22 protein-coding genes are annotated in these 26,546 nt (G+C 59.2%); 8 read left to right on the top strand and 14 right to left on the bottom strand.

Going from position 1 to position 26,546, the window contains the following annotated elements:
- Positions 1–2: 2 nt before the first annotated feature.
- The 6 genes from glcE to dctP form a co-directional block, all read right to left on the bottom strand.
- Positions 3–1,067: a glycolate oxidase subunit GlcE gene (glcE, locus tag R0125_RS02005; RefSeq protein ID WP_317236947.1), complete on the bottom strand. Its 1,065-nt coding sequence runs from the start codon at positions 1,065–1,067 to the stop codon at positions 3–5.
- On the bottom strand, positions 1,060–2,532 hold the full coding sequence (locus R0125_RS02000) for an FAD-linked oxidase C-terminal domain-containing protein (protein ID WP_248182357.1): 1,473 nt from the start codon (positions 2,530–2,532) through the stop codon (positions 1,060–1,062). The genes glcE and R0125_RS02000 overlap by 8 nt, the downstream gene beginning before the upstream one ends.
- Before the next feature lie 40 nt (positions 2,533–2,572).
- On the bottom strand, positions 2,573–2,998 hold the full coding sequence (locus R0125_RS01995; RefSeq protein ID WP_248182359.1) for a GlcG/HbpS family heme-binding protein: 426 nt from the start codon (positions 2,996–2,998) through the stop codon (positions 2,573–2,575).
- A 33-nt stretch (positions 2,999–3,031) separates the two neighbouring features.
- Positions 3,032–4,585, bottom strand: a complete 1,554-nt coding sequence (locus R0125_RS01990) for a TRAP transporter large permease subunit (RefSeq protein ID WP_317236946.1) — start codon at positions 4,583–4,585, stop codon at positions 3,032–3,034.
- Complete coding sequence (locus R0125_RS01985) at positions 4,582–5,295, bottom strand: TRAP transporter small permease subunit (protein WP_317236945.1); 714 nt, start codon at positions 5,293–5,295, stop codon at positions 4,582–4,584. The genes R0125_RS01990 and R0125_RS01985 overlap by 4 nt, the downstream gene beginning before the upstream one ends.
- 97 nt (positions 5,296–5,392) lie before the next feature.
- Positions 5,393–6,445, bottom strand: coding sequence for a TRAP transporter substrate-binding protein DctP (gene dctP / locus R0125_RS01980; RefSeq protein ID WP_317237947.1), 1,053 nt, complete (start codon positions 6,443–6,445; stop codon positions 5,393–5,395).
- A gap of 338 nt (positions 6,446–6,783) precedes the next feature.
- Here dctP and R0125_RS01975 point away from each other — a divergent pair, with 338 nt between their 5' ends.
- The 6 genes from R0125_RS01975 to astE all read left to right on the top strand — a co-directional run bounded on the left by R0125_RS01975 (position 6,784) and on the right by astE (position 12,024).
- Positions 6,784–7,542: an FCD domain-containing protein gene (locus R0125_RS01975; protein WP_317236944.1), complete on the top strand. Its 759-nt coding sequence runs from the start codon at positions 6,784–6,786 to the stop codon at positions 7,540–7,542.
- A 153-nt stretch (positions 7,543–7,695) separates the two neighbouring features.
- Positions 7,696–8,466, top strand: coding sequence for an ABC transporter ATP-binding protein (locus R0125_RS01970; RefSeq protein WP_248182363.1), 771 nt, complete (start codon positions 7,696–7,698; stop codon positions 8,464–8,466).
- 101 nt (positions 8,467–8,567) lie between these two features.
- A complete protein-coding gene (locus tag R0125_RS01965) occupies positions 8,568–9,320 on the top strand; it encodes a transporter substrate-binding domain-containing protein (protein WP_317236943.1) in 753 nt (250 codons plus the stop codon).
- 51 nt (positions 9,321–9,371) lie between these two features.
- The gene (locus R0125_RS01960; RefSeq protein WP_248182366.1) at positions 9,372–10,076 is read left to right on the top strand and encodes an ABC transporter permease; all 705 of its coding nucleotides are present in this window, start codon (positions 9,372–9,374) and stop codon (positions 10,074–10,076) included.
- A gap of 3 nt (positions 10,077–10,079) precedes the next feature.
- Complete coding sequence (locus R0125_RS01955) at positions 10,080–10,802, top strand: ABC transporter permease (RefSeq protein WP_317236942.1); 723 nt, start codon at positions 10,080–10,082, stop codon at positions 10,800–10,802.
- A gap of 160 nt (positions 10,803–10,962) precedes the next feature.
- Entirely contained in the window at positions 10,963–12,024 is a 1,062-nt protein-coding gene (gene astE, locus R0125_RS01950) for a succinylglutamate desuccinylase (RefSeq protein WP_317236941.1), read from the top strand.
- Here astE and R0125_RS01945 read toward each other — a convergent pair.
- Both R0125_RS01945 and R0125_RS01940 read right to left on the bottom strand, forming a co-directional pair.
- Positions 11,981–15,007 (bottom strand): efflux RND transporter permease subunit, encoded by a 3,027-nt coding sequence (locus R0125_RS01945; RefSeq protein ID WP_317236940.1) that lies wholly within the window; start codon positions 15,005–15,007, stop codon positions 11,981–11,983. The genes astE and R0125_RS01945 overlap by 44 nt on opposite strands.
- Entirely contained in the window at positions 15,007–16,086 is a 1,080-nt protein-coding gene (locus tag R0125_RS01940; RefSeq protein WP_248182371.1) for an efflux RND transporter periplasmic adaptor subunit, read from the bottom strand. Before R0125_RS01940 ends, R0125_RS01945 begins: the two co-directional genes overlap by 1 nt.
- Before the next feature lie 206 nt (positions 16,087–16,292).
- Here R0125_RS01940 and R0125_RS01935 point away from each other — a divergent pair, with 206 nt between their 5' ends.
- Entirely contained in the window at positions 16,293–16,943 is a 651-nt protein-coding gene (locus R0125_RS01935) for a TetR/AcrR family transcriptional regulator (protein ID WP_248182373.1), read from the top strand.
- Here the strand turns inward: R0125_RS01935 and astB are convergent.
- The 6 genes from astB to R0125_RS01905 form a co-directional block, all read right to left on the bottom strand.
- Positions 16,934–18,274: an N-succinylarginine dihydrolase gene (gene astB / locus R0125_RS01930; RefSeq protein WP_317236939.1), complete on the bottom strand. Its 1,341-nt coding sequence runs from the start codon at positions 18,272–18,274 to the stop codon at positions 16,934–16,936. The two genes, R0125_RS01935 and astB, sit on opposite strands and share 10 nt — an antisense overlap.
- 28 nt (positions 18,275–18,302) lie before the next feature.
- Positions 18,303–19,778, bottom strand: coding sequence for a succinylglutamate-semialdehyde dehydrogenase (gene astD / locus R0125_RS01925; RefSeq protein WP_317236938.1), 1,476 nt, complete (start codon positions 19,776–19,778; stop codon positions 18,303–18,305).
- Between the two features lie 47 nt (positions 19,779–19,825).
- Positions 19,826–20,923, bottom strand: a complete 1,098-nt coding sequence (astA, locus tag R0125_RS01920) for an arginine N-succinyltransferase (protein WP_317236937.1) — start codon at positions 20,921–20,923, stop codon at positions 19,826–19,828.
- A gap of 34 nt (positions 20,924–20,957) precedes the next feature.
- The gene (locus R0125_RS01915; protein ID WP_317236936.1) at positions 20,958–21,974 is read right to left on the bottom strand and encodes an arginine N-succinyltransferase; all 1,017 of its coding nucleotides are present in this window, start codon (positions 21,972–21,974) and stop codon (positions 20,958–20,960) included.
- A gap of 10 nt (positions 21,975–21,984) precedes the next feature.
- Complete coding sequence (locus R0125_RS01910; RefSeq protein WP_317236935.1) at positions 21,985–23,208, bottom strand: aspartate aminotransferase family protein; 1,224 nt, start codon at positions 23,206–23,208, stop codon at positions 21,985–21,987.
- A gap of 68 nt (positions 23,209–23,276) precedes the next feature.
- Positions 23,277–24,728 carry an exonuclease domain-containing protein gene (locus R0125_RS01905; RefSeq protein ID WP_317236934.1) on the bottom strand — a complete coding sequence of 484 codons (1,452 nt, stop codon included), beginning with the start codon at positions 24,726–24,728 and terminating at the stop codon, positions 23,277–23,279.
- A 161-nt stretch (positions 24,729–24,889) separates the two neighbouring features.
- Between R0125_RS01905 and R0125_RS01900 the strand changes: the two genes are divergently transcribed.
- Complete coding sequence (locus tag R0125_RS01900) at positions 24,890–26,104, top strand: DcaP family trimeric outer membrane transporter (protein WP_317236933.1); 1,215 nt, start codon at positions 24,890–24,892, stop codon at positions 26,102–26,104.
- Positions 26,105–26,546 lie beyond the last annotated feature (442 nt).

Raw genomic sequence — 26,546 nt, 5'->3', positions numbered from 1 at the left:
GACTACAGCCAGCTGTATAGCCGCCCAGGGTTGAATATGCCGTCAGGGTCGAACGAGTTCTTTACACGACGCTGAATCCCCTTCAGGGCATCCGGCTGGTGATGCATCACCTCCCCTGCCCGATCGCCGCCACGGAACAGGCTGACCTGACCGCCCGCCGCTTTCGCCAGGGCTTCCATCTTTTTCTGATCCGCATCACCGCGATACCAGCGCTGGGAACCGGCCCAGTCGATCAGCCAAGCGCCGTCGAGCACGGGGTTGGCAGCGGTGGAGCCGATGGAGAAGCGCCATAACGGATCGCCGCCGGTGAAGAAATCATGCTGCATATCCTGAATCTGGCGCCAGAACGGATCACCGTTTTCCATGACCTCGCCGGTCCATTTTTCGGCCGTGGCTTCCACCGCAGAGCGGGCGCCGGAAAGGCGCAGGTATACTTTGTCATCGTGCCAGCAGGCGGCGGTAATGGGTTTGGGTTCGGCGGCGCGGCTGTTCATGTAGTGGATGACGTCGTCCATCGCCATGTCCTGCACCAGAGTCAGGGTGGCGGCAGGTCTGGGCATCACTTTCAGGCTGATTTCGGTCATCACGCCGAGAGTGCCCATGGCGCCGGCCTGGAGGCGGGAGACGTCGTATCCGGCAACGTTTTTCATCACCTGACCGCCAAAGCGCAGATGCTCTCCCTTGCCGTTGATCAATCGCACTCCCAATATCTGGTCACGCACGGAACCGGCCCAGGGCCGACCGGGGCCGGAGAGGTTGCAGGCCAGGGTGCCGCCGATGGTGCTGTCATCGCCAAAGTGTGGCGGTTCAAAGTGCAGAATCTGCCCTTCTTCGGCGAGGGTGGCTTCGATTTCGGTGAGGGTGGTGCCGGCACGCACGGTGAGCACCAGCTCGACCGGGTGGTAGTCCACGATGCCGCTGTGCTCGGCGAGACTCAGTGTGCCTGCGTCCGGATCGGCGGCACGGCCCACGAAGGCTTTGGTGCCGCCGCCAACGATGTTGAGTTTGTAGCCGGCATTGCGGGCCTGGAGCACCTGCTCCTTCAGTTGTTGGGAATGATCAGCCATGAGCCGCTTCCGTATGGTCGTGCTTGTGTTGTTTGTGTTCCAGCGAGCGGTATTCCTGGCAGAACCGCAGGGCAGGCACGCCCTTGCCCGGGTTGAGGATGCCGGCAGGGTCGAAGGCGGCCTTCACGTCGTGAAACTGCTGCAGTTCCTCGTCGTTGAACTGCACCGCCATCTGGCGGACTTTCTCCACGCCAACGCCGTGCTCACCGGTGATGCAGCCGCCTACTTTCACGCAGAGTTCGAGAATGCTGCTGCCGAACGCCTCGGTGCGCTCGAACTCACCGGGCACATTGGCGTCAAACAGGATCAGCGGGTGCAGGTTGCCGTCGCCGGCGTGAAACACGTTGGCCACGCGCAGGCCGAACTGTTCGGACATCTGCTCCATCTGCGTGAGTACGTTGGCGATTTCACGACGCGGGATGGTGCCGTCCATGCAGTAATAATCCGGTGAAATGCGGCCTACTGCCGGAAATGCGGACTTGCGTCCTTTCCATAGCAGCGCGCGCTCTTCCTCACTCCGGGAGGTGCGCACGGAGGTGGCGCCCAGCTTGCGGAACACCTCTTCTGCCTCAGCGATGTGTTCCAGCACCTCCTCTTCGGTGCCGTCCACCTCGCACAGCAGCAGGGCCTTGGCGTCACGGGGGTAGCCAGCCTGGGCAAAATCGTCGGCGGCAATGATGGCGTGGCCGTCCATCATCTCCAGGCCTCCCGGGATAATGCCATGGGAAATGATACCGCCCACGGCGTCACCGCCTTTCTGCACACTGTCGAAGCCGGCCATCACCACCCGCGCCACTTCCGGCTTGGGCAGCAGTTTGACCTGCACTTCGGTGACCACGCCCAGCAGCCCCTCGGATCCGGTCAACAGCGCCAGCAGGTCCATGCCACAGCTGTCGAGCCCGTCACTGCCGATGGTGACCACGTCGCCCTCGGCGGTGACCATTTCCACGCTGAGGATGTTGTGCACGGTCAGACCGTATTTCAGGCAGTGCACGCCACCGGAGTTCTCGGCCACGTTGCCACCGATGGTGCAGGCGATCTGGGAAGACGGGTCGGGGCCGTAGTAGAGGCCGTATTGCGCCGCTTCCTCACTGATGGCGAGGTTGCGAACACCCGGTTGTAGCCTCGCCGAACGTGCCAGCGGATCGATGTGGATGATGCGGTTGAACTTGGCCAGCGACAGCACCACGCCTTCCTTGTTCGGCATGGCGCCGGCACTCAGCCCCGTCCCCGCGCCCCGGGCAACCACCGGCACGGCATTTTCATTGCAGATCCGCATCACCCGTTGTACCTGTTCAACGGTTTCCGGCAGCACCACCAGCAACGGCATTTCGCAATACATCGACATGCCGTCGCATTCGTAGGGCTTCATGGTTTCGTCATCGGTGATGACGTAGTCCGGGTCGATGAATGCCCGGAACTGCTCTGCCAGCTCGGCTTTGCTGACTTTCGGTTTGGTTGTCATATCAATCTCTGGCTAGGAATATCTTCAGCTGTGACAGTCATCAACCGCGTTTGGTTTCAAAGTGGTCGATACCGGCCTGGGCACAATCCATGTCCTGTTGCGGGGTACCGGAGCTGATCCCGATACCCCCAACCACCTCTCCGCCGACAAGCACCGGCAGGCCGCCACCCACGGAACTGATGCGCCCGCCTACCTCGGTATGAATCCCGAATGCCAGGCTGCCGGGTACATTGACCTTGTTGTAGTCGTGGGTGGCTTTTTTGGCGGCAGCGGCGGTAAAGGCCTTGTCCTGCGCAATGGTAACGCTGGTGATCTTGCCCCCATCCATGCGCTCGAATGCAATCAGGTTACCGGACTCGTCAACGATCGCAATGCACATCGGCACTGCGATTTCGCGGGCTTTTCCGGCAGCGCCTTCGATCAGCATCCGCGCATCAGCGAGGTCAAGCCGGTTAATGGTCAGCATAGTGTTGTCCTCCTGTGATTCAGCAACGGTCGATTAGCCATAAACGAGATTGGGCAACCAGGTCACCACGCCCGGTATCAGCACGCAGATGAACAGGCCGAACGCCTGAATGGCCAGGAACACCAGTGAAGACTTGAAAATCGTGCCCATGGTAATGTCCGGCGGGCAAACGCCCCGGATGTAGAACAGCGCATAGCCAAACGGTGGACTGAGGAACGACATCTGCATGTTCACCAGATACAACACACCGAACCAGAGCACCACGTCCTCCCCTGGCACGCCCGGCAGACCAAACAGACCCGGGAATTCCAGAGCTTCAACAATCGGGATGAAAATCGGCACCGCCAACAGCAGGATGCCAACCCAGTCGAGGAACATCCCCAACACCACCAGCAGCACCATCAACAGCAGCAAGACGGCGTAAGGCGACAGGCCAATGCCCAGAATGGTCTCGGTAATGAAATCCTGTCCGCCCTGCAGGATATAAAATCCGACAAAGACTGATGCACCGAACATGATCCACAACACCATAGCGGATGCCTTGGCGGTGGTTACCGACGCATCGCGCAGTGTGGCAATGGAGAACACCTTGTGCTTCATCGCCACCAGGATTGCCCCGAAAGAGCCAATACCGGCCGCCTCCACCGGAGTGGCAACACCGCCAAACAGCAACCCAAGTACCAGGAAAACCAGCACTAGCGGCGCGATCAGGTCTTTCAGCAACAGCAGCTTTTCTTTGAGTCCGATCCGCTCTTCTTCCGGGACCGGCGGCCCGAGTTCCGGATTGATTTTCGAGCGAATACCCACGTAAAGGATGTAGAACGTGGATAGAATCAGACCGGGAATCACCGACCCCAGGTAGAGTTCACCGACCGACTGCTGTGCAACCACGGCGTAGAGGATCGCGAGAATTGAGGGCGGGATCAGGATGCCCAGGGTGCCCCCGGCCATGATGGATCCCAATGCGATCTTCTGGTCATAGCCACGCTTGAGCATCGCCGGCAACGCAATGATACCCATGGTGACGACAGCAGCGCCGATAACTCCGACCATGGCCGCCAGAATCGTGGACGCGAGTATGGTCGCAATGGCAAGACCGCCGCCAAGACCGCCCATCCATTTGTAGACCACGTTGAACATCTCCTCGATCAGGCCGGCCCGCTCCAGCATAGAGGCCATGAAGATGAACAACGGAATGGCTGCCAGATCCGAGTTGGTCATCATCGGAAAGATCCGGCTTGGGATGATGTTCAGCATCATCGAATCGCCCACCAGATAGATGAAGGCAACACCGAGGCCACCGGTGACGAAGGCCAGGGGCAGCCCCATCATCAGCAGCACTGCCAGGGAGCCAAACATGAGATAGGTCAGCGGACCTATTTTTACGTCCGACAACATGCCTGAGAGCTTGAACAGGAATTTGTCATCGCTCCAGGGGTCGTAAAAAAGGATGTTGATGACTTCCACCAGCACTACAAAAGCAAGGAGAACCGTGGCGATAATCATCAGCCAGGTGCCGAGCTTGCCGATCAGGGGATTGCCGGGGTTGGGGCTGGGATTGGAGCGGGTCATGGTATCTGAGCTCATGCGTGTTGCTCCCGGCCAAGCCTGATAAATATAGCGATGTCCTTGATCAGTTTGGACAGGCCAGCAAGGAAGAGCAGCGTCGACCCCAGCAGCATCACGCCCTTCACCGGCCAGTATTGAATGCCCCAGGTTTCAACGGTTCGTTCATCCATCGAATAGGAGTTCTCCATGAAGGTCCAGGAGGTAATCATCAAAGCGATCGCGAACATGAAGAAAAACATGGATGTGAAAATATCCATGCCCACACGCCCCCGCTCTGGAAGGAAGTTATAAACCACGTCTACCCGCACATGGGAGCCGTGAAGCAACGCAAACGCACCGGCCATCAGGTATTGCATTCCGAATAGCAGGAAACTGGCCTCATGCACCCAGATAGTGGGCTGGTTGAACACGTAGCGCATGACCACTTCAAAGAAGTAAAACACCACGGCATTCACGGTCCAGAAGGAAATAAATACACCGGATTTCTCGCTGATCCAGTCCACCGCGTCAGTGAACCCGTTGCTGGCATCGCTGTAATCCACCTGTTTTTGCAGTTCGGCTTCTATTTCAAGAAGCTTTTCTTTGGCCTCGGCATTCTTATCCACGGCCTGAACACCGCGTCGGGCGAGCCAACGGTCCAGCGCCATCATGATCAGCGGCATCAACGCCAGCCAGCCCCAGTAGAACCAATGGGGCATCACAAAGCCGAAAGCACTCAGATCAGACATGTTGTTATCACCTTAATCACAGCGCGGGGAAGGGAGGCGGTGCCACCAAGCACTTCCTACCCTTCCCCGTGATCAGTTTTATTGTGGTTATAAAGGCTCACATCCCTTCAATGTCTTCCTCGTCGATGTAGCCGACGGTGTCGTTCATCATGTATTCCAGCTGAATATCCAGAATTGCTTTGGCATCCTTATTCTTGCTGGCCCAGTTGAACCAGATAGGAATCGCCGCTTTACGGAATTCATCCAGATCCGCCTGGCTCAGACGGGTGACGGTGTCACCGTCAGCCTTGAACTTCTTCATGGCTTCGATGTTGCGCTTCTGAATGGTCAGGTAGTGCTTCTGGGAATATATCCGGACTTCGTCCTCAACCAGTTGTTGCAGTTTAGGATCCAGCGCGTTCCAGGCACGCAGGTTAACGGTCAGATCCATCAGATCCACTGGCTGGTAAATCGACATAACGCCAGGAGGTCCGAACATGATGTAGTCGGTTACCTGGGAGAAGCCCAGCTCATAGTTCACCGCCGGGCCAACGTAGTCCGCTGCGTCGATGGTGCCTTTTTCCAGAGCAGGGAAGATATCTGAACCCGGCAGACTGACGGTTGAAACACCGAACTGCTGGAATACTTCAGCCACCATGCCGCCCGGCACACGCATCTTCATACCTTTCAGATCTGCGAGGCTGTTAATCGGCTTTTTGGAGTGGATGATGTTGGCGTCATGCTGGATCGGGCCGACATAGAACAGGCCAAATTTCTTGTAGATTTCGCGGGTTGTTTCCAGCATGCCCAGCGAGTAGAACATGATGTCCCACTGGTGGGGCTGATCCGGTCCGGCAGGGTAGGAAGACAGGAACACAGAAGCCGGGATCTTGCCGGACCAGTACAGCGTAAACGGGTTCATACCCTGCAGCACGCCGTTACGGACTGCTTCGAACAGGGCGTTGTTGTCCGCAGCAACCGATTTGGCCGGGTAAGGTTTGAAGATCAGCTCACCACCGGATTTCTCCTCGATGCTTTCGCACCACTCCTCGAACAGATCGTAACCGACGGTGCCGGCGTCCCACACTGACTGCAACTTCCAGGTGGTGGCAGCGTGCGCCTGGCCGGCGCCCATGAACATTGCCCCGCACAGTGCGGCGCCTACAGCCATGGCCTTCAGGAAACTCGTGCGTGGTGGCGTTGCACCCGCGTCACAGCGACTTTCAGCATTGTTGTTGGTGTTCATCGACACATCTCCGTCTCGCTTGTTGTTGTGCAGAGTAAGGCCAACACCGGCCGATGCCGGTATCACTGAAAGCTTCGTAGGCAGGTGCGGTTTAGTCCAGCGAATTGCCAACTGGTCGGACCAGTTTTTTCGTAGGGTGAAATGGACGGAATCGGCGCGATAAGCCATAGTTAGGGGCCTGAAACGCATTTGAACAGAAGGACATTCAGGGCATACATCAACCCGCAACTGGTCCGACCAGCAGGACCTGACAGGCATACCGGATGGGCATATCACAGGAAATATCCTATCGGCTGGAGCGGCTGATCCTCGACGGCGGCCTGGCCCCCGGGCAGAAAATTCCGTCAGAACGGCAGCTGGCAACACGCCTCGGCGTATCGCGCGCCATTCTCCGCGAGGCACTCCACGAACTGCAGGGCCGGGGCGTGATCGAAACCCACCACGGCAAGGGCTCGTTCGTGGCCAGTATCGTTCCGTCCACTGTGGATCTGGATGATCGCAGCCCGCTGATGCATCTGTTCGCAGGCCACCCTCGCACCCTCTACGACCTGCTGGAAGTCCGGGAGCAACTGGAAGGACAGGCAGCCATGCTGGCCGCCCAGCGCGCCACCAGCATGGACAGGCACCGCATTACCAAAGCATTCCGCATGCTGGAGAGCACTGACCCGATGAGCAATGCCAAACCCGACCACGGCTTCCATCAGGCGATTGTCGAGGCCTCCCATAACCCGATACTGGTGCATGTTCTCAACGGTCTGAAAAACATGATGTTGCTGACGGTTCAGGCGTCCGTTGCCAATCTGAACCCGCGTGAGGAAATGCGACATTCCATCATGAGGCAGCACAAACAGATCTATCAGGCCATCATGGCCGGCAAGCCCACCGCGGCCCGCAAGGCCGCAACCGCCCATGTGCGTTTTGTCGGCGATTCCATGCGCAGCCTCGAGAGCCAGGGCGCAAAAGTAATCCGCATCTCACTGAATTCGGAAGCTGCTGCTCCCGGAACCAGCGCCTCCCCCTGAGGCGGCAAAAACCTTGCATTGAATATTCAGTGCGACACAATGTTGTGTTGGGATCGATAGAGAACTGCGGAAAAGCGACGGTAAAGGGTCTTGATTTCCGCCGCTACAGTCCGTAAAACTTGCGCCTTTGAAAGACAGCCTCAGGAGTCACCCATGGCGGACCAAGCGCCTTTGATCTGCAGGGATATTCACAAAACCTTTGATCAGCTGGAAGTGCTTAAAGGTATCTCACTGGAAACCCGCAAAGGTGACGTGGTGTCTCTGATTGGCAGCTCCGGCTCCGGCAAGAGCACGTTCCTGCGCTGCATCAATCTGCTGGAAACCCCCACGTCCGGCGACATTATCGTGCACGGCGACCCAATACGGTTCACCACCAACCGTCGCGGCGAGCGTATTCCCGCCGACAACAAGCAGGTGGAACTGATCCGCGCCAAACTGTCGATGGTATTCCAGAGTTTCAATTTGTGGTCTCACATGACCGTGTTGGAAAACATCATCGAAGCGCCGGTCAACGTGCTCAAGGTCCCCAAAAAGGAGGCCATCGAGCGGGCCGAGAGCTACCTGAACAAAGTCGGCATCTACGAGCGCAAGGACTACTACCCGGCCCAGATGTCCGGCGGCCAGCAGCAACGTGCGGCCATTGCCCGCGCCCTTGCCATGGAGCCGGAAGTGATGCTGTTTGACGAACCGACATCGGCTCTGGACCCGGAACTGGTCGGTGAAGTTCTGAAGGTGATGCAGAGCCTGGCTGAGGAAGGCCGAACCATGATCGTGGTCACTCACGAAATGGCATTTGCAAAGGATGTGTCAACTCAGGTCCTGTTTTTGCATCAGGGCGTTATCGAGGAACAGGGTACACCACAGAAAGTGTTTGATAACCCGGACTCGGAACGCATGAAACAGTTCCTGGCTCCCAAGTTCTGACACTCGGTGCTATCTTGAACCGGTGAGGACGTAAAAAACGCCTGAAAAAGGCGTTGATAAAAAATAAAGCCCAAAAGGCAAAAACACTGGAGAAGTGACACATGAAGAAACTGATTGTTGCAGCAAGTTGTGCCCTGGCGCTGGCCGCTGGCGTTGCACAGGCCGAGGAACGGAACCTGCGGATCGCCTTCGACGTGCCCTACGAGCCGTTCGAATACAAAGATGAAAACGGCGAGCTGACCGGCTTCGAGGTGGAACTGGCGGAAGCCATGTGCGAAGAGATGAGTGCCAACTGCGAATTCGTGATCCAGGCGTGGGACGGCATGATCCCGGGCCTGCTGGCCCGCAAGTTTGATCTGATCATGTCCTCGATGTCGATCACCCCTGAGCGCGCCGAGCGGGTGCTGTTCTCCGAGCCATACTACAACACCCCGGGTGGCTGGTTCGGTCCGGAAAGCTTCAACACCGACGTCACTGATATGGACGCCATGAAAGGCAAGACCGTAGGTGTTCAGCGTGGCACCACCATGGACACTTACGTGACCGAGGAAATGGGTGGCATTGTGACCATCAAGCGTTACACCACCGCAGACGACATGGTTCTGGATCTGGAAGGCCAGCGCCTGGACGTGGTGTTCGTGGACTACCCGGTCGGTGAACAGACTGTTCTCAACAAAGAAGGCTTCAAGGAAGTGGCTGAGCCGGTCAAGCTGGGTGAAGGTGTCGGCGTTGCCATGCGCAAGCGCGACGCGGACCTGGCTGAGGACGTCAACGCCGCCCTGAGCACTCTGAAAGAAGATGGTACCTACGACACCATCATGGATAAGTACTTCGCTTACGACATCAAGATGTAAAACTGCTCAAGGGGCGATCACGTTGGTCGCCCCTGCTTACCGGACGTTCCCATGCTCGATTTGAAAGGCTATGGCCCGGCTCTGTTGGACGGAGCGGTGGTCACCATAGAACTGGCCTTCCTCTCCCTCGCTGTTGCCATCACTCTCGGGCTGATAGGCGCCTCAGCCAAGCTGTCGGACAACCGCCTGGCCAAAGGAGCAGCCACCACCTACACCACGCTGATTCGTGGTGTCCCTGACCTGGTAATGATGCTGCTGTTCTATTACGGCGGACAGGTTGCGGTCAACATGCTCTCGGACCATATCTGGGAGACCTATGAAATCGACTTTTTCTTTCAGTTCGACCCCTTTATTTCCGGTGTGGTCACCATCGGACTGATTTTTGGCGCCTACATGACGGAAACCTTCCGCGGCGCCTTTCTGGCGGTGGAGACTGGCCAGATCGAAGCCGCCCGGGCCTATGGCTTCACCCGCTTTCACACCTTCCGCCGCATCATGCTGCCGCAAATGCTGCGCCATGCCCTGCCCGGCATCGGCAACAACTGGCAGGTGTTGCTCAAAACCACCGCGCTGGTGTCCATCATCGGTCTCACCGATATGGTGCGTGTGGCCGAGGAAGCCGCCAAAGCGGAGCGTATGCCCTTTCACTTTTTCATTCCGGTGGCGTTTGTCTATCTGGCCCTGACGGCCGGTTCGGAGCTGTTTATCAAATGGCTGAACAAGCGTGCCAATGTCGGCGTGGTTCAGGGGGGTTGAGGTATGCCTGATTTCATCGCCGAATGGCTCGACAAGAACGACATATTTACCGCTATGACCCTGATGGAATACTGGGGCGGCATGGTGACCACTGTGCAGCTGGTGTTCCTGTCTCTGGTGATTGGCCTGGTGGTGGCCGTGCCGCTGGCGATTCTGCGTACGGTGAAGAATCCTTTCATTTCCGGTCCGGTGTGGTTTTACACCTACATTTTCCGGGGCACGCCACTGCTGATCCAGCTCTACATCATCTATTACGGGCTGGCTCAGATCGAGGGTATCCAGGAGACCTTCTGGTGGCTGATTTTCCGGGAGCCGTTTTACCCGGCGCTGTTGGCGTTCACTCTGAACACGGCGGCCTACACCACAGAGATTATCCGCGGAGCCATTGTGTCGACCCCCAATGGCGAAATAGAGGCGGCGAAAGCCTATGGCATGAACTGGTTCATGCGCATGCGCCGCATCGTCCTACCGAGTGCTGCGCGGCGGGGTGTGCAGGCCTACTCCAATGAGGTCATCTTCATGCTGCATGCCAGCGCGATTGCCAGTGTGGTGACCATCGTGGACCTGACCGGGGCGGCGCGGAACATTTATTCACGGTTTTATGCGCCGTTCGATGCGTTCATTTTTGTGGCGTTGTTGTACATGCTGCTGACGTTTGCGCTGGTGTTCGCGTTCCGCAAGCTGGAGAATCATTTGTTGAAGCATCAACGGCCTTTGAATTCCTGACCCTCTTCTGCAGGCTGATGGTGCAAGGCCAGCCAACAGGAGCGCCTCCCGGGAACCGCTACGAGCACATCCATGTTCGCTTCTTTCAGGCCGTCCCTGGCCTTCAAGATTCCCGGAAGGCGCTCCTGCCGGCTGGCCCCAGACTCTTTCCGGAGATTCCATGAAAGTTTATGAACATCTCTTTGATCATCACGTCGACTGGTTGGCTCATACGCTTGCCAACTCCGACGCTCCACTACCCGAATTAAAAACCCAGCTGCGCGACGGCACACGTGTAATTCGCCGTGCAGTCGGGGTTCTCGAACTCAGTCCCCCTTCCGATCGCCCGATTCCGAATCATGACGCCTTGATCATTTCCGCCGGTGTTCACGGCAACGAGACCGCGCCTATCGAGGTGCTGAGCGCGCTGGTGACCGAACTGTTTAATGGGAAGTGGTCGTTGGCTTGCCCGGTGCTGCTGATTCTGGGCAATCCGCCGGCGATGGTGGCCGGGGAGCGCTTCCTTGAGGTGAACATGAACCGGTTGTTCCACGGTGCCCATGGCAAAGCGGCGTATCAGGAATTGCCCGAGGCCGCGCGCGCGCAGTTTCTGGAGGACACGTGCCGGCAGTTCGCGACGCGGCATCCAGACAATCTCTGTCACTATGATCTGCACACGGCGATTCGCCCCTCGCGACGGGAGAAGTTTGCGTTGTACCCGTTTGTTGAGGGTCGGGAGGTGCCGCAGGCGCAGTGTGATTTCCTGCTGGAGGCCGGAGTGGAGACGCTGCTGTTGCAGCATCGGGCCGGCACCACCTTTTCGTCATTCTCGGCGTCGGTGCTGCGGGCCGAGAGTTTTACCGTGGAGCTGGGCAAGGTTCGGCCGTTCGGCCAGAACGATCTCAGCCGGTTCCGGGGCATCGCCGACGCCCTGCGGCGACGCATGAGCGGCGGCGCGCCGATTCCGCCACAGCCGCCCCAAGATCAGCTTGCGGTCTTTGAGGTGGTACATGAAATTCTCAACACCGGTGACAGCTTCCGCTTTCATGTACCGGATGATGTGGCCAATTTCACGGAGTATGCCCCCGGCACCCTGATCTGGGAGGACCAGGAGACGCAGTATCGGGTCGGGCACTCGCCGGAATCGATTGTGTTTCCCAACCGGGATGTCCCGGTTGGCCAGCGAGTGGGTCTGTTGATCAGGCCGGTGCGTTTTCCGGCTCGGCCACTTTGCAGCGGATAACCCGGGTGCACACGGCGGGCACGACCAGCAGGGTCAGCACGGTAGACGCGAGCAGGCCGGAAATGATGGCCCAGGCCATGGGCGGCCACAGGGTGGAGCTGGAAAAGGCCAAAGGCAACAACCCTGCCACGGTGGTCGCGGTGGTCAGCAAAATGGGTCGGGTGCGCTGTTCCACAGCAATGCGCACGGCGTCGCGGATGGCTTCCCCTCTGTCCAGCTGACGATCCATTACATCCAGCAGCACAATAGCGTTGTTCACCACAATGCCCACCAGCGCAATCACGCCCAGCAAAGGCTGGAATCCGAATGGCGATCCGGATAACACCAGCCCCGGAATGATGCCTACGGTAGCGAGCGGCACGGTCAGCAGAATGACGCCGACCCGACGGAAGGAATTGAACTGAATCAGCAGGAAGAACAGCAGCAACAGCATGCCGATGGGTGCCGTGGTCAACAGAGCGCTGTTGGCATCATCGGAACCCTCGGCGTCACCACCCATCTCCAGCCGGGTGCCTGGCGGCAACGGCTTATCCTGCAGGTTGGCTTCCAGCCCCTGCAATGCCTGGCTGAAACTGTAACCGGTCAGCAGGTTGGCGGTGACGGTGTTCATTCTTACGCCATTGCGCAGGTAGCGCGCAGCCGGCTGCCATGAGGTTTCCAGAGAGGCGACGGCGGACAAGGGCACAGCCTCGCCGCCGGCATTGTAGATGTTCACCGACAACAATCGGGACAGCGATAGACTGGTGCCCTCCTGGGATCTCAGCACCAGCGGGATCGGGTCTTCCTCCTGGCGGTATTGCTCAGCCACCACCCCGAAGCTTTGGCCATAGAGGCTCTGGGCCACATCCGAGCGGCTGATGCCGTAACGGGCGGCGCTGGCGTCATCAACGTTGATGGCAATGCTGGGCACACCGATGTCGAGGTCATGGCGCACATCCACGGTACCATCGATGCGGCGCAAGGCCGAAAAGACCTGTTCAGCAGCGGCAACGCGGGTATTGTCATCCGCATGGAAAACCCGGATTTCCACCGGTGCAACCCGCGGCGGTCCCTGGCCCAGAATGCCGACGGACAGGTTCAGTTCCGGCAGGTGCGTTTGGGCGTAGTCGCGGATCCAGGGGATCAGATCGGTGGTCTCTGCCAGGGTTGATGTCGACACCACAATGCGGCCACGGTTTGGTGCCTGCGGCGCTCGCTGCAAGTTGTAGTAGAAACTCGGCCCGGTAAACCCGGTAAAGCGATGCACCCGCACCGCTTCCGGGCGCTCGCGGATGGCACGTTCCAGGTCTGCGGCCACCGATGACGTCCGCTCCTGGTCTGTGCCCTCCGGCATGTAGAGTTCCACAATGACCTGAGGGCGATCGGCATTGGGGAAGAACTGCAATTTCATGAACGGCGTCAGTGCAAGGCTGATCAGCACCAGAACAAGTCCACCAATCATCAGCTTGCCCGGCATCCGCGCGACCAATCCGCCGAGAAAAACAGCCAGTCCGGCCAGCCGGTCGTTCTGACCGGTTTTACGGGGCTTGAGAAAGCGCGCGGCCAGAAGGGGCACCGCAGAAATTGCCAGCAGGTAACTGACGGACAGAGTCAGCATGATCATTACCGGCACACCCCGAGTGAAATCGGCGGTTCCGCCTTTCGACAACAAGAGCGGCGCGAACGCCGCCAGCGTTGTGCCGGTCGAGGCGCCCAGCGGACCGGCGAGCTCCCGTACCGACACCTTCAACGCATCCAGGCGGCGCATGCCCCGGTCCAGATAGCCCTGGATGCTCTCGACAATCACAATGGCGTTATCGATCAGAATGCCCAGAGAGATGACCATTCCGATCACCGCAATCTGGTGCAGTACTCCGCCCCCGAGGTCGTAGAGTCCGACACTGATCATTGCCACCATCGGCAGGATCGAGGCGACCAGCAGTCCCATGCGGATGCCCATGCCAGTAAATACCACCGCCACGATGATGATCACTGACATCAGCAGGCTCAAAGCCAGATTGTCGAGGCGCTGCTCCACCTTGTCCGGCTGGAAGAACATCTCCCGCACTTCGTAGGGTTCGAAATCCGCTTGAATATCGGACAACCGGGTTCTGACCCGCTCACCAAAACGGATGGCATCGGTGGTGTCTTCCTCCATGATGACGGACACCAGCACCACCCGTTCGCCATCAAACCAGGTTTCCGGCTGGCGCGGTTCCTGTGGCCCCCGCCACACCTCCGCCGCGGCGGCGAGCGGTACCTGCGAGCCATCCGGTAATTCAATGGGGGTAGCGCGGATGGCGTCGATATCGGCGAATTCGCTGTTAGGCAGCACCGACATGCGGCGGCCATCCACCACGACAAAGCCGCCGGGGATGGTCTGGTTGCGCTGGGACAGGGTATCGAGAACCCGTGCCGGGGAAATACCGAGCCGGAACATGGCGGCGTCATCCAGAGCCAGGGTGATCTGCTCGTCGGCATCCCCTTCCAGTACGATTCGCGACACCCCGGGAATGTTCGCCAGGTTCCTTTTCAGCCGCTCGGCCACCTTGCTCAGCTCGGTGACCGAAGACGAACCACCCACCGCCAGCACGATGGCGGGAATATCAATCAAGCGATCGTCGAGGGACATCTGCCCCACATCTCCGGGGAAATCCTGTCGCGCCCGGTCCATGGCCTGACGCACACGATCCCACGCCGAGTCGGTGTCGTAGATGGTATCGTTCAGCCGCACCTGCACAATGGCTACCCCGGTTCGGGCGGTGGCCTGGGTGAAATCCACTTCCTCCACCTGTCGCAGCTCATCGGTCAGCGGGTTGAGCACCAGTCGTTCCACCGCATCTGCAGTCGCGCCCGGATAGTTGACCGTCACTGTGCCGGCCCGGTACGGAAATGAGGGATCTTCCTGACGCGGCATGGTGCTGTAGGCTGCGATACCCAGCAGGCACAGCATAGTCACCACCATGCCCAACAAGCGTTGATAATTCAGCAGCCGGGCGGCCATCACTGCACCTCCACGGCATCGCCATCAGCGAGGCGCGTCATACCGGCGTATATCACCCGATCTCCGGGGGCCAGATCGTCTGCGCCCACCACCACACGCTCACCGATAACGCGCTCAACCGTGACCGGCACACGGCGGGCGATACCCTCGGTAACCCGGAAAACGCTGGCGCCACCGGCGGATTTCATCACCGCCAGCAGAGGAACCGTTGTCGCCACCACCTCTGCGGGGGTGATCCCGACTTCCACCGGCTCGCCCGGTTCCAGGGTGTCGGCAGGCACACTGACCAGCACCGGGTGCAGTTCACCCCGGATACCGCCGGCCTGTGCGATTTCAATAATGGAGCCGGTTTCCGGCGGTTGGCGACGATCTTGCACAGACCACACTGGCAACAACTGGCCGAGGGTCACATGGTCCAGCATGTAGGCAGGCACCCGAACTTCCACCTCCCGGCCCTTGGGCGAGGACAGTCGCATCACCGGTTGGCCGGCGGCCACGAACTCGTCACGCTCCACCAACAGGGCCTCAACCCGGCCGGCAAAAGGGGCTTTCAGGACACTTTCCTCGAGTAACCGGGTGGCCTCGGCCAGCGCCGCCTGCGCGGTGGCAACACTGGCTCGCAGCCCGTCGCGGCGGGCGGCAATCTGTTCCAGATTCTGCTCGGAGACCACGCCCCGCTCGTGCAGCTGGCTCGAGCGTTCCCACTCGCGTTTTGCCTGATCAAACTGGGTGTTCAGTTCGTCGAGCCGTGCCCGGGCCGAATCCCGCGCCGGCTCAAGAGCCGGATTGTAAACCCGGGCGAGCACGTCACCGGTCGCCACTTTCTGACCGAGTTCCACGGCCCGCTCCCGTAAGGTGCCGCTGACCTGAAACGTCAATGTGGCCCGTTGAGACGCACGCACAATGCCGGAAAACCGCAGCGAGATACCTTCTGTCTGGCCGCCGGTCACCTCTGCTGCGCGCACGGTTACCGCATCGGGGGTGCTCTGCGGCGATGCGCTCTGAGACTTGCAGCCCACCAGGGCCAGCACGGCCAGAGTAAGCAGCAGTGGTGCGAAGAGGATTCGATTCGAGGTCATGGCGCGCCCTTCCTTCCGTGTCTGTAATGGTTGTAGGCTCCCCGTCCTCGGAAGCATGGTTGTTGGAAACAGTCGATTTCACGAATACCCGTTGTTATCGACATAATGTCAGCCTTTGACAATTTGTCAATAATCGGCTTTCATTCCACATCAGGTCTCATTATTCGATCGTTTCTATCAACCGGATGTAACCATGGGAAGTCACCGTGAGTGAGAAGTTGAAAACACGCCGAGAGCGCGAGAAGCAGGCCCGTTTCGATGCCATTCTGGACGCCGCCGAACGGGTGTTCTCGGACAAGGGCTACGATCGCTCCTCGATGGATGACATCGCCCGCACCGCAAGCCTGAGCCGGGCATTGCTCTACGTGTATTTCAAAGACAAGGCCGCCATTCAGCGGGGCATCATGCTGCGGGCCGGCCAGAGCCTGTGCCGCCGCTTTGAACAGGCACGGGACACCGCCACCACCGGGCAGGCGCAGATCAGCGCGATGGGCGTGGCCTACTGGCGCTTCTATGTGGAGGAACCGGATTACTTCTCGGCACTGACAAAGGCTTCGACCGCCATGACCGAGGCGGACGAGCAACAAGCCCAGGACATGCTGTGCTCGAAATCGGAACTGATGGATCTGATGGTGGGGGCGATTCGTCTGGGGCTGACGGATGGCACCCTGAATCGTGAGCGGATAAGCGATCCGGAGCAGACCGCACTCTATCTGCGCGGCGCGCTGCACGGGGTGATTCTGTTATGCCAGAGCGAGATTGGCGAGCGGCTGGGTATGCCGGGCGCCGCGGACTTCTCCGCCGACACGCTGATCCGTCACACCATGGACATGCTCACCTGGTCTATTCAGAGCTGAAAGTCATACACTGAACCCAGTCCCAGAACGCCGGTGAGCTCGTCCAGTGCCTTGCGAACTTCGTCCAGCAGCATCGGGTCTGCCAGGTCTTCTGTCGCCAGCTCGTCCCGATAGTGGGCTTCCACCCAGGTGGTCAGGCGTTCGTACAGGGCGTTGTCCAGCAAGACGCCATGGTGCATGGCCTTGAGCTCATCGTCATTGAGTGCAACTCGCAGGCGCAGGCAGGCCGGGCCGCCCCCGTTCCGCATGGACTGCTTGACGTCAAACACCTCAACGCCCGTGATCGGGCCATTCCCCATCACCAGTTCGTCCAGATAACGGCTGACTGACGCAACTTCACGACATTCGCCGGGTACCGCCAGCAACATACCATCGGCCGTATTCAGCAGCTGGCTGTTGAACAGGTAGGAGGCCACCGCGTCCTCGATGGGAACCTCGGCCTGGCTGACCCGCACCGCCTGCAACTCTGCATCGGAGAGCCGGCTGCGGATATCCGCCAGCAACCGCTCCTCGTCCAGGAACGCCATCTCGTGATAGAACAGCGTGTTGGCGTTGCCAACAGCAATCACGTCGTTGTGGAAAACGCCAGCATCAATGGCTGCCGGATTTTGCTGTGCAAACACCACATGGCGGTCGCTGAGCCCGTGCAGACGCGCAACTGCCTGAGACGCCTCAAGTGTCTGGCGCGCCGGGAATCGGCTGGGTGCCGGCGCCTGCTCGTTGAACGCCACCTGGCCGTACACGAACAACTCCACCCCGGGGTCGCCATGGCGACCACACAGACGGGTGTGGTTGGCCGCACCCTCGTCCCCGAAATGACTCACTGACGGCAACGCCGGGTGGTGCGCAAACCAGGCGTCATCCGAGAAGATCGACTTCAGCACCCGACCGGTCACCACATGCTCGATGGAGCGGTGGAACTTGGCGCTGAGATTGGCCGGGGTAAAATGCACCCGGTGATCCGCAGTATCGGCGCTGGGCGACACCGTGGCGGCGTTGGCCGTCCACATGGCAGACGCCGATGACACCGCCGCCAGAATGGACGGATTGTGACGGGCCGCGGCCTCCAGAATGGCTTTGTCGGAACCGGTAAATCCCAACGCCCGCAAGCTCGGAATGTGAGGCCGCTCGTGGGGCGGCAGGATGCCCTGAACGTAACCCCGATCCGCCAATCGTTTCATTTTGGCCAGACCCTGCAACGCCGCCTCCTTTGGGTTGGACACCGCGCTGACATTGGATTTCGACGCCACATTACCCCAGGACAGCCCGGCGTAATTGTGGGTGGGGCCGACCAGGCCATCGAAGTTGGCTTCTACCGCGTGCTTGGGCATGTGTGGGTCCGTCGTCAGTGGTCAGTAATCAGTCGAAACTCAGTCCGGGTGCGAGGCTCTCCGGCCGCTCGCTCTTTGTAGCTTCCAGGGATGCCATTGGCCAGGCGCAGTAATCCGCAGCGTAGTAGGCACTGGGGCGATGATTGCCACTGGCACCCACACCACCAAAGGGCGCGGCACTGCTGGCTCCGGTCAGCGGCCGGTTCCAGTTGACGATACCGGCCCGCACTTCATCCGCCAGACGCTCGTAGAGCTTGCGATCGTCGCTGAGAATTCCGGCAGACAGGCCATAGCGGGTGTTGTTCGCCAGCTCCAGGGCATCATCGAAACTCTTGTAGCGATACACCCTCAGAAGCGGCCCGAAGAACTCCTCATCGTCCAGCTCCATGCCGGTCGCATCCAGAATACCCGGCGACAGAAGCCCGGTCCCCGCCCTGAGCTGTTTCATTTCCAGCACCGAAGTGGCGCCCTTCTCGATCATACGGGCCTGCGCCGCCAGCAGCTTATCCGCCGCCTCGGCGGATATGACCGACCCCATGAACGGCTGTGGGTCGGCGTCAAATTCGCCCACCTGTATGCGTGCTGCGACCTCGGTCAGCCGCTCGATGAACTGATCACCCTTGGTACCCTTCGGCACCAGCAGACGTCGCGCACAGGTGCAGCGCTGGCCAGCGGACAGAAACGCCGATTGCAGGGCGTGGTGGACGGCGCCATCAACATCGGCAACATCCTGAACAATCAGTGGATTGTTACCCCCCATTTCCAGGGCGAGAATCTTCTCCGGCTGGCCGCCGAACTGTTCATGCAACAGGTGACCCACCGTGGAGCTGCCGGTAAAAAACAGGCCATCAATACCCGGATGGCGAGCCAGGGATTTGCCGGTGGCGGCGGCGCCCTGCACCAGGTTGATCACCCCATCGGGCAACCCCGCATGCTCCCAGAGCTTCACCGTCATCTCCGCCACGCCGGGCGTCAGTTCACTGGGTTTGAACACCACGGTGTTTCCGGCAAGCAGCGCAGGCACAATGTGACCGTTCGGCAAATGCCCCGGAAAATTGTAGGGGCCGAAGACCGCCACCACGCCGTGGGGGCGATGACGGAGCACCGCATGACCACCGGCGACATCGGACTCCGAATGCCCCGTGCGCTCGTTGTAGGCATTCACCGAAATACCGATCTTGCCAATCATCGCCGCCACTTCGGTGCGGGACTCCCACAGCGGTTTGCCGGTTTCCAGGCCGATCTGGTGCGCCAGCTCTTCCTTATGGATTTCCAGCTGGTCAGCAAAAGCATCGACCACCGCCTTGCGCTCGGTGAAGGGTTTTCGGCGCCAGCCGACAAAACCCTTGCGAGCCTCGCGCACGGCGGCATCCACGTCCTCCAGGCTGGCACTGGTGCCTTCCCAGACCGTATCACCGGTCACCGGCTGCACCGATTCGAAAGGCGCTCCGTGGCCCTGCAGCCAGAGACCATCAATAAACAATTCGCCTGTCAGACTCGCCATAACGTGCATCTCCCGGTTCTTGAATTCGGTTTCATCAGCCTGATCCCTCAGAAACGGCTGGCGCGCCCTTTCTCTTTTTCCTCGCCTTTGGCGGCGGCAATCTGCGGGCCGGCATCTCTCAATGGTGCCAGGCGAACCTGATCACCGGATTCCACCAGCAGAGCGTGCGCCACTTCTTTGGGCACTGAGACAGTATCAGGCCCGATGCAATGCGCGGGTATGGTGGTTACCCGAAAGTCGCGGAACGAAAGATTGGAAATCATCACCCGTTCCGCGGTAGCCACATCCAGATCCACCGCCTTGCGGCTGATCAGCACGTGCCGGTGCACACTTTCCCGCACGGTACGGATATTGTGAACGAAAGCCTCCACCACCGGACCGCCATCAAAGATGTCCACCAGACCGTTGAAGTTGAACCCCTCGGCCTGCAGCATCTTCAGTGCCGGTGCCGTATTGTCATGAACCCTGCCGATCACCGCGCGAGCCGCGTCCGGCAGCATAGGCACGTAAATCGGGTACTTGGGCATCAACTCGGCGATGAAGGATTTGTTGCCCAAACCAGACAGCATGTCGGCCTCGCTGAACTCCATGTCGAAGAACTGGCTGCCCAGGGCATCCCACAGCGGGTTACGTCCCTCCTTGTCCGAAACACCCCGCATCTCCGCAAACACTTTGTCCGAGAAATGCTTACGGAAGCTGTCCAGGTAAAGAAACCGGCAGCGGGACAGCAGTAAACCATTACCGCCACCGCGGTGGCTGTCCGATAACAGCAGCGAGCAGATTTCGGTGGTATCGGTCATGTCGTTGGACAGGTGCAGGGTCGGTGTCCGTACGTGCACTCCCAGCTCCCGCGAGGCATTGACGGTGACACTCAAACGGTAATTGTAGAATACCTCGTCCAGCCCCACCCGTGCCTGAATGCCACTGATGCCCACACACTGACCAAGTTCGGTATCCTCCAGCGCAAACAGATAGAGACCGGCCTCCGGCGCGCAGCGCTGATTGAACGTTTCACGGGCGTGGTTGATCTTGCGCTCTAACAGCGCCCGATCCGCAGGCAGCGTGGTCAGGCCCTTGCCGGCGTTCTGAGCCATGACATACAGGTCGTCAAGATCCGTTTCCAGTAGCGGGCGGATTACCAGCATGGGCACCTCACGCTATGATCAGGTCGTGTAACGTTCATAGTGGTGCAATCCTTACCTCGTCACCGGCACTGCGTGACAGCAGCTTCCAGGTTTTCACCGGCACCTTGACCTCGGTCTTCAGGGATTCTCCGAGACCGGTCAGGGTGCAACGGAAGTCCACGCCCCGCCCGGCGGAAATCAGGCAGGTTTCGCCCTCGTCACCTTGGGAGGCATGCAGCGTGGTTTTGCGGCTGGTGACCAATGTCCTCAGACTGTCGGTGCGTGCTTCCAGGACCGGGCCGGCGTCGAAAATATCCAGGTAGCAGCCTGCCTGAAAACCCTCCTGTTGGAGCAGCTCCCAGGAGGGCAGCGATAAGGCATGCGGCTGCCCCAACGCCTCTTTTGCAGCAGCGGACAGCAAGGTAACGTATATCGGGTTGGGCGGCATCAACTCGGCGATGAAGGTTCTGCTCAGCAAGCCGGAGTGCTTGTCTGCGGTGTCAAAATCCATATTGAAAAAATGCCGCCCCAAGCTGTCCCAGAACGGCACCGAGCCGTCGCTGGCCTGCACGCCCTGAATCTCCACCACCATGCGGTTAGAGAAGCGGTCGCGGTTTTCCGCCACAAACATCAGCCGGGCGCGGGCAAGCAATTCGAAGGGCTCTTTGCCCCGCAAGGCCGGATCAATGGCAAAGGCGCACAGCTGGGTCATGTCAGTCAGCGCATGAGACGGATACAGCACCTCGACCCGGCGGGACACGCCCAGCTCGTGGGAGGCATGAATCAGCGCATCGCGGCGGTAGTTGTAGAATGGCTGCCCGTTCCCCGCCCCGGCATCAATGCCCGCCACACCATGAATCGTTGCGGTGTCGGTATTCTCCAGCACAAACAGGAAGCGGGCAGATTCACCGGCATCCGGTCGGCCGGCAAACGAGCGGATGGAATGGTCAATCTTTCCCGCGACAGCCTCTTCCTGCTTCGGCAGAGTCGACGACAATCGCGTACCCTGCTCGCCGGAGATGTCCAGCACACTCCGCAGATCCTCTCTTTGAACTGGCCGAACCAGCCACATAGAGCCTCCCTTATCTGTGTGTGGCAACAAGCTTTTTCACGGCAGCTTCGAAACGCTCCAGGGCATCGTCGATATCGGAATCCGGAATAATCAGGGACGGCGCCAGGCGCACCACGTTAGCGCCGGCAATCAGCACCATGACACCTTCGTCCAACCCGGCACTCAGGAACTCCTTGGCCTTGCCCTGCCAGGCCTCAGCCAACACGCAACCCAGCAACAGACCGGCGCCGCGAACCTCGCTGAACACACCATAGCGCTCGCCGATGTCCATCATGCCTTTGCGCAGATGCTCGGAGCGAGCCTTCACCCCCTTGAGAATGTCCGGCTGGCTGACGGTATCAACCACCTTCTGGGCAACCGCGCACGCCAGGGCATTGCCGCCATAGGTGCTGCCGTGAGTACCCACACCCAGGCTGGCCGCCACTTTGGCGGTGGTCAGCATGGCGGCAACCGGGAAACCACCTCCCAGGCCTTTGGCGCTGGACAGGATGTCGGGGATCACACCGTACATCTCATAGGCAAACAGGTGCCCGGTGCGACCAACACCGCTCTGGACTTCATCGAACACCAGCAGCGCATCGTGCTCATCACACAGCTGGCGCAAGCCTTTCAGGAACTCGGGGTCGCCGGGCATGACGCCACCCTCGCCCTGGATGGGCTCCACCACCACAGCACAGGTCTTGTCTTTCGAGATCAGCTTCCTGACCGACTCAAGATCGTTGAAGGTGGCGTGATGAATACCGCCCGGAGCCGGCTCGAAACCTTCCAGATACTTGGGCTGACCACCGACACTGACGGTGAACAGCGTGCGTCCATGGAACGAATTGGTGAACGAGATAATCTCGTTTTTGTGCGGTCCGAAATGCTCCCACGCGTAGCGGCGGGCCAGCTTGAACGCCGCCTCGTTGGCCTCCGCGCCGGAGTTGGCGAAGAACACCCGCTCGGCAAAGGTCAGGTCGCACAGGGTTTTGGCCAGCCGCAGAGCAGGTTCGTTGGTCATCACATTGGACAGGTGCCAGATCTTCTCAGCCTGATCCATCAGCGCGCCCACCAGGCCCGGATGAGAATGCCCGAGACAGGTCACAGCAATACCGCCCTGGAGATCCACGAACTCTCGCCCATCCTGATCCCAGATGCGTGAGCCCTCACCCCGCACCGGGACAATGGAACCCGGGGCATAATTGGGCACCATGACGTGTTCAAAAAGTTCGCGACTGACGGGATCTCTGTTCATCGGGCTCTCTCAGCGGTTCGTGCATAACGGTTAAAAAAGAATATAAAGCAGCATTTATCATACGCCACTCAGGGCATCAACACATCCGGTTCCCCCACCGCCGGCAATTCCAGCACGGTCAGATTACGCCCGTCCCGCCCCATCAGGGTCTTCACCAGCAGCTTGTAGGAATCCAGGTCAAAGGTGACGGCCTGGCCACGCAAGGTGAGGTCATGGAGCTCCTCCTCACTGTGCACCGTCGCCACATGCATCCAGTTATAAACCACCAGAATGTCGGTGTCTCCGCTGAATTCGTTGCGTTCCACCACACCTACCGGCCCCTTCCATGGCCAGGTATTCAGGCGCAGAGCGTGGAAGGCAATCTGTACCCGCAGGTTATAGCGCACCACGTCTTCATGCCCCTCACATGCCCCTTTACAGCGCCCAAGCGTACGCTGAAAGCAGGGACCCTCGTGCTCCGGTTCCAACCCCAGTAATCTATTGCACAATTCGTTCTTCGCGGCGATGCCGCTGAGCGCTTTTTCCGCATCGCGCTTGCTGCGAAACAGCCCGTAATAATCCCCCAGCCGGTGCGGCTGGATTTCCCTGACCAGCCGCGCCTGCAGGTAGCCTGCGTCGGTGGTGGCAAGCTCGATACTGACCAGAGATTTCGCAGCCCGTGACCGGCGGTTGAAGAGAGGCTTCAGCGCTTTGATCTGCCTCAGCTCCAGCAACAGCGCACCCAGCTCGCCCGCCGTTTCGGTCCACTCTACCCGCCGCAAGCTCTCCGACATCCGCACCCCGCGGGTGGAGTTGTGGTCACCGGAAAAATGCGACGCCACCCTCTGCGCAATATTGGTGCTTTTGCCCACATACAACAGCGCATCGTTCTCGCCATAGAACCGGTAAACCCCCGGCCCTCTGGGCAGCTCATCGAGAGTATCCAGCGGCAAATGGGAGGGAATACTCGGGCGTTGCAGCAATGCCTTGAGCGCGGCTCCGACCACATCGGGGCCCTTGTCTGCCAGTGCATGGGTAAAGAACTCGAGCATGGCAGCCACATCCCCCATGGCCCGGTGCCGCTGCACCTGAGCGAGGCCGTGGCGCTCGATCAGGGCGTCCATGTTATGGCGCCGAAATGCCGGATAGAGCCGCCGCGACAGCTTTACCGTACACAGCACTTTTGCCGAGAACAACCGCCCCAGCCGCCGGAATTCCGCCTTGATAAACCCGTAATCGAAGCGGGCATTGTGGGCAACGAATATGGTGCCCTTGAGCTGCGCTTCTAACTCGTCGGCAATGTTCTCGAACACGGGCGCGTCCGCCACCATCTCATTGGATATGCCGGTGAACCGCTCGATGAACGGTGATATCCGCGTTTGCGGATTCAGCAGCGTCTGCCATTCACCCACCACCTCACCGGCCCGCCAGAACCGGATACCGATTTCCGTGATCCGGTCGCGGGCAGAACTGCCACCGGTGGTCTCGATATCGAGGAAAGCAAACGTTGAGGTTTCCAGATCAGTACTTTTGGAGGTCATGGGATGATTTTACGCCGAATCTGGAATCGCAGATGTATGTAACACAACGATTTAGACCTATAGACATTCGTCTAATTAATGATCGATTTTGTTTGAAATGTCACAATTTCGTAACTACTTTGAAATGGGTCCAACAACAATAATGTGTGGAGACAACAACAATGCAAAGTAACAAACTGAGAATGGCAATTCGGGCAACCGCCGCAGTCGCCGTTTTAGGGGTTGCCGGCCAGGCCAACGCGGTGAATTTCAACGCCGGTGATTACGAGATGAATCTCTACGGCTACGGTCGTCTCAACGCTTCCTACGATGTTGACAGCGACCAGGCTCTTAGCACCCGCTCGGGCTCCTTTTCAGGCCTCGCGGGCAACGATGATGCCGCTGACGGTCACTTCGGCGCCGATGCGTTCCAGAGCCGGATCGGTCTCACCACCATGACGCCGCAGGGTGTCAAGATCAACGTGGAAGGTGACTTCCGCGGCAGCGGCGGCGGCTCCCTGCGTCTTCGCCACGCATACGGTGAGTACAGCGGCGTGCTGATGGGCCAGACCTGGTCCAACTTCAACAGCTTCGTGGGTAACACGGCGACACTGGACTTCGATTCACTGCCAGGGCTTGCTGGCCTGCAGGGCCGCGTCGCGCAGGCGCGCTATACTTCCGGCCCTCTCTCGGTATCCCTCGAGGATCCGCAGGCATCTATTCTGGGAGCCACAGAAGTCACGGCTGCCGGCACCCAAGTGGGAGTTGACGCCAACGGCGATCCAGTTTTTGTGGGGCGTTCAACCTCGTCCACCCAGAAAGATAGCCTGCCCGCGTTGACGGCAAGACTGGAAGATTCCGCAGGCGGTTTGTCATACTCAGCCGCTGTCCTTGCGCACCAGATCGGGTATGACGACGGCACGAACGACGAAAGCGCAGTCGGCTTTGCCACCTTTGTTGCCGCCAAGATGGCGCTGACTGACATGATCACTATCCAGGGCACACTGAGCTATACAGATGGCGCCAACAGCTTCCTGTACCGATCTGGTGAGAACTTTGGCGCTGAAAGCGCTTACATTGATGGAAGCGGTGATGTCGAGACCATCTCTGGATATGGTGGATCTGTAGGCGCGGGAATTAATCTCGGCGGCGGACGCAGCGTCAACATTGGCTATGGCCTCGTCGAAGTGGATTGGGACGATGCAGAAAGCGATCTCGGCACCGCGGAGGTTGCAGATAAAAGCGAAACCAACTCTGCCATCATGGCCAACTACCAGTGGACACCGGTTAAGAACGTGATGATGGGCGTTGAATACCAGTTCCTGGATCGCGAAAACGTTGACGACACCGATGGCGATGCAAGCCGCATCCTGTTCGCCGCTCAATACAACTTCTAAGCAACGTTAGAAGTCAGCTCAAAAGAAACCCCGGCCCCGGCCGGGGTTTCTTTTTTGGTGCCCGTACCACAAAGCTGCACCAAACCAACGCGCCCGCCCGATATGTTCTAAAGCCCGCAAACGCATTTTGATCGGAAATTCAACCACCTGCTTAAATTTCGATCACTTGGCACAGCTGATGCAGATGCAGAGATGAAGCCGAGTGACGGACTCCACTCCGCCACTGTTTGCAACCAACAGAGGTGACACCATGAAAAAATCAACCGACCACAGCCTGCTCTTCGAACTGACCCACCCCTTCGAAGCCGCCGTGATGCAAGACCTCCACGACTACTTCGACTGGATGTACTTCGCAAACTGAAAAAATCACTCAAGGCCAAAAGGCATGGGCTGAGGGTATCTGGTAAAAAACGCCGCCTGTCTGAGCGCAGCGAGTTTAAGC

The sequence above is a fragment of the Marinobacter sp. M-5 genome (assembly GCF_032911545.1).
GTDB lineage: Bacteria > Pseudomonadota > Gammaproteobacteria > Pseudomonadales > Oleiphilaceae > Marinobacter > Marinobacter goseongensis.
Note: the sequence above shows the minus strand (reverse complement) of the source record. Positions and strands in the feature narration are given on the sequence as shown.

Bases quoted from the DNA above. Each gene is read 5' to 3' on its own strand.
- glcE (WP_317236947.1), bottom strand. From the start codon at position 1,067: ATGGCTGATCATTCCCAACAACTGAAGGAGCAGGTGCTCCAGGCCCGC.
- R0125_RS02000 (WP_248182357.1), bottom strand. From the start codon at position 2,532: ATGACAACCAAACCGAAAGTCAGCAAAGCCGAGCTGGCAGAGCAGTTC.
- R0125_RS01995 (WP_248182359.1), bottom strand. From the start codon at position 2,998: ATGCTGACCATTAACCGGCTTGACCTCGCTGATGCGCGGATGCTGATC.
- R0125_RS01990 (WP_317236946.1), bottom strand. From the start codon at position 4,585: ATGAGCTCAGATACCATGACCCGCTCCAATCCCAGCCCCAACCCCGGC.
- R0125_RS01985 (WP_317236945.1), bottom strand. From the start codon at position 5,295: ATGTCTGATCTGAGTGCTTTCGGCTTTGTGATGCCCCATTGGTTCTAC.
- dctP (WP_317237947.1), bottom strand. From the start codon at position 6,445: ATGGCTGTAGGCGCCGCACTGTGCGGGGCAATGTTCATGGGCGCCGGC.
- R0125_RS01975 (WP_317236944.1), top strand. From the start codon at position 6,784: ATGGGCATATCACAGGAAATATCCTATCGGCTGGAGCGGCTGATCCTC.
- R0125_RS01970 (WP_248182363.1), top strand. From the start codon at position 7,696: ATGGCGGACCAAGCGCCTTTGATCTGCAGGGATATTCACAAAACCTTT.
- R0125_RS01965 (WP_317236943.1), top strand. From the start codon at position 8,568: ATGAAGAAACTGATTGTTGCAGCAAGTTGTGCCCTGGCGCTGGCCGCT.
- R0125_RS01960 (WP_248182366.1), top strand. From the start codon at position 9,372: ATGCTCGATTTGAAAGGCTATGGCCCGGCTCTGTTGGACGGAGCGGTG.
- R0125_RS01955 (WP_317236942.1), top strand. From the start codon at position 10,080: ATGCCTGATTTCATCGCCGAATGGCTCGACAAGAACGACATATTTACC.
- astE (WP_317236941.1), top strand. From the start codon at position 10,963: ATGAAAGTTTATGAACATCTCTTTGATCATCACGTCGACTGGTTGGCT.
- R0125_RS01945 (WP_317236940.1), bottom strand. From the start codon at position 15,007: ATGGCCGCCCGGCTGCTGAATTATCAACGCTTGTTGGGCATGGTGGTG.
- R0125_RS01940 (WP_248182371.1), bottom strand. From the start codon at position 16,086: ATGACCTCGAATCGAATCCTCTTCGCACCACTGCTGCTTACTCTGGCC.
- astB (WP_317236939.1), bottom strand. From the start codon at position 18,274: ATGCCCAAGCACGCGGTAGAAGCCAACTTCGATGGCCTGGTCGGCCCC.
- astD (WP_317236938.1), bottom strand. From the start codon at position 19,778: ATGGCGAGTCTGACAGGCGAATTGTTTATTGATGGTCTCTGGCTGCAG.
- astA (WP_317236937.1), bottom strand. From the start codon at position 20,923: ATGCTGGTAATCCGCCCGCTACTGGAAACGGATCTTGACGACCTGTAT.
- R0125_RS01915 (WP_317236936.1), bottom strand. From the start codon at position 21,974: ATGTGGCTGGTTCGGCCAGTTCAAAGAGAGGATCTGCGGAGTGTGCTG.
- R0125_RS01910 (WP_317236935.1), bottom strand. From the start codon at position 23,208: ATGAACAGAGATCCCGTCAGTCGCGAACTTTTTGAACACGTCATGGTG.
- R0125_RS01905 (WP_317236934.1), bottom strand. From the start codon at position 24,728: ATGACCTCCAAAAGTACTGATCTGGAAACCTCAACGTTTGCTTTCCTC.
- R0125_RS01900 (WP_317236933.1), top strand. From the start codon at position 24,890: ATGCAAAGTAACAAACTGAGAATGGCAATTCGGGCAACCGCCGCAGTC.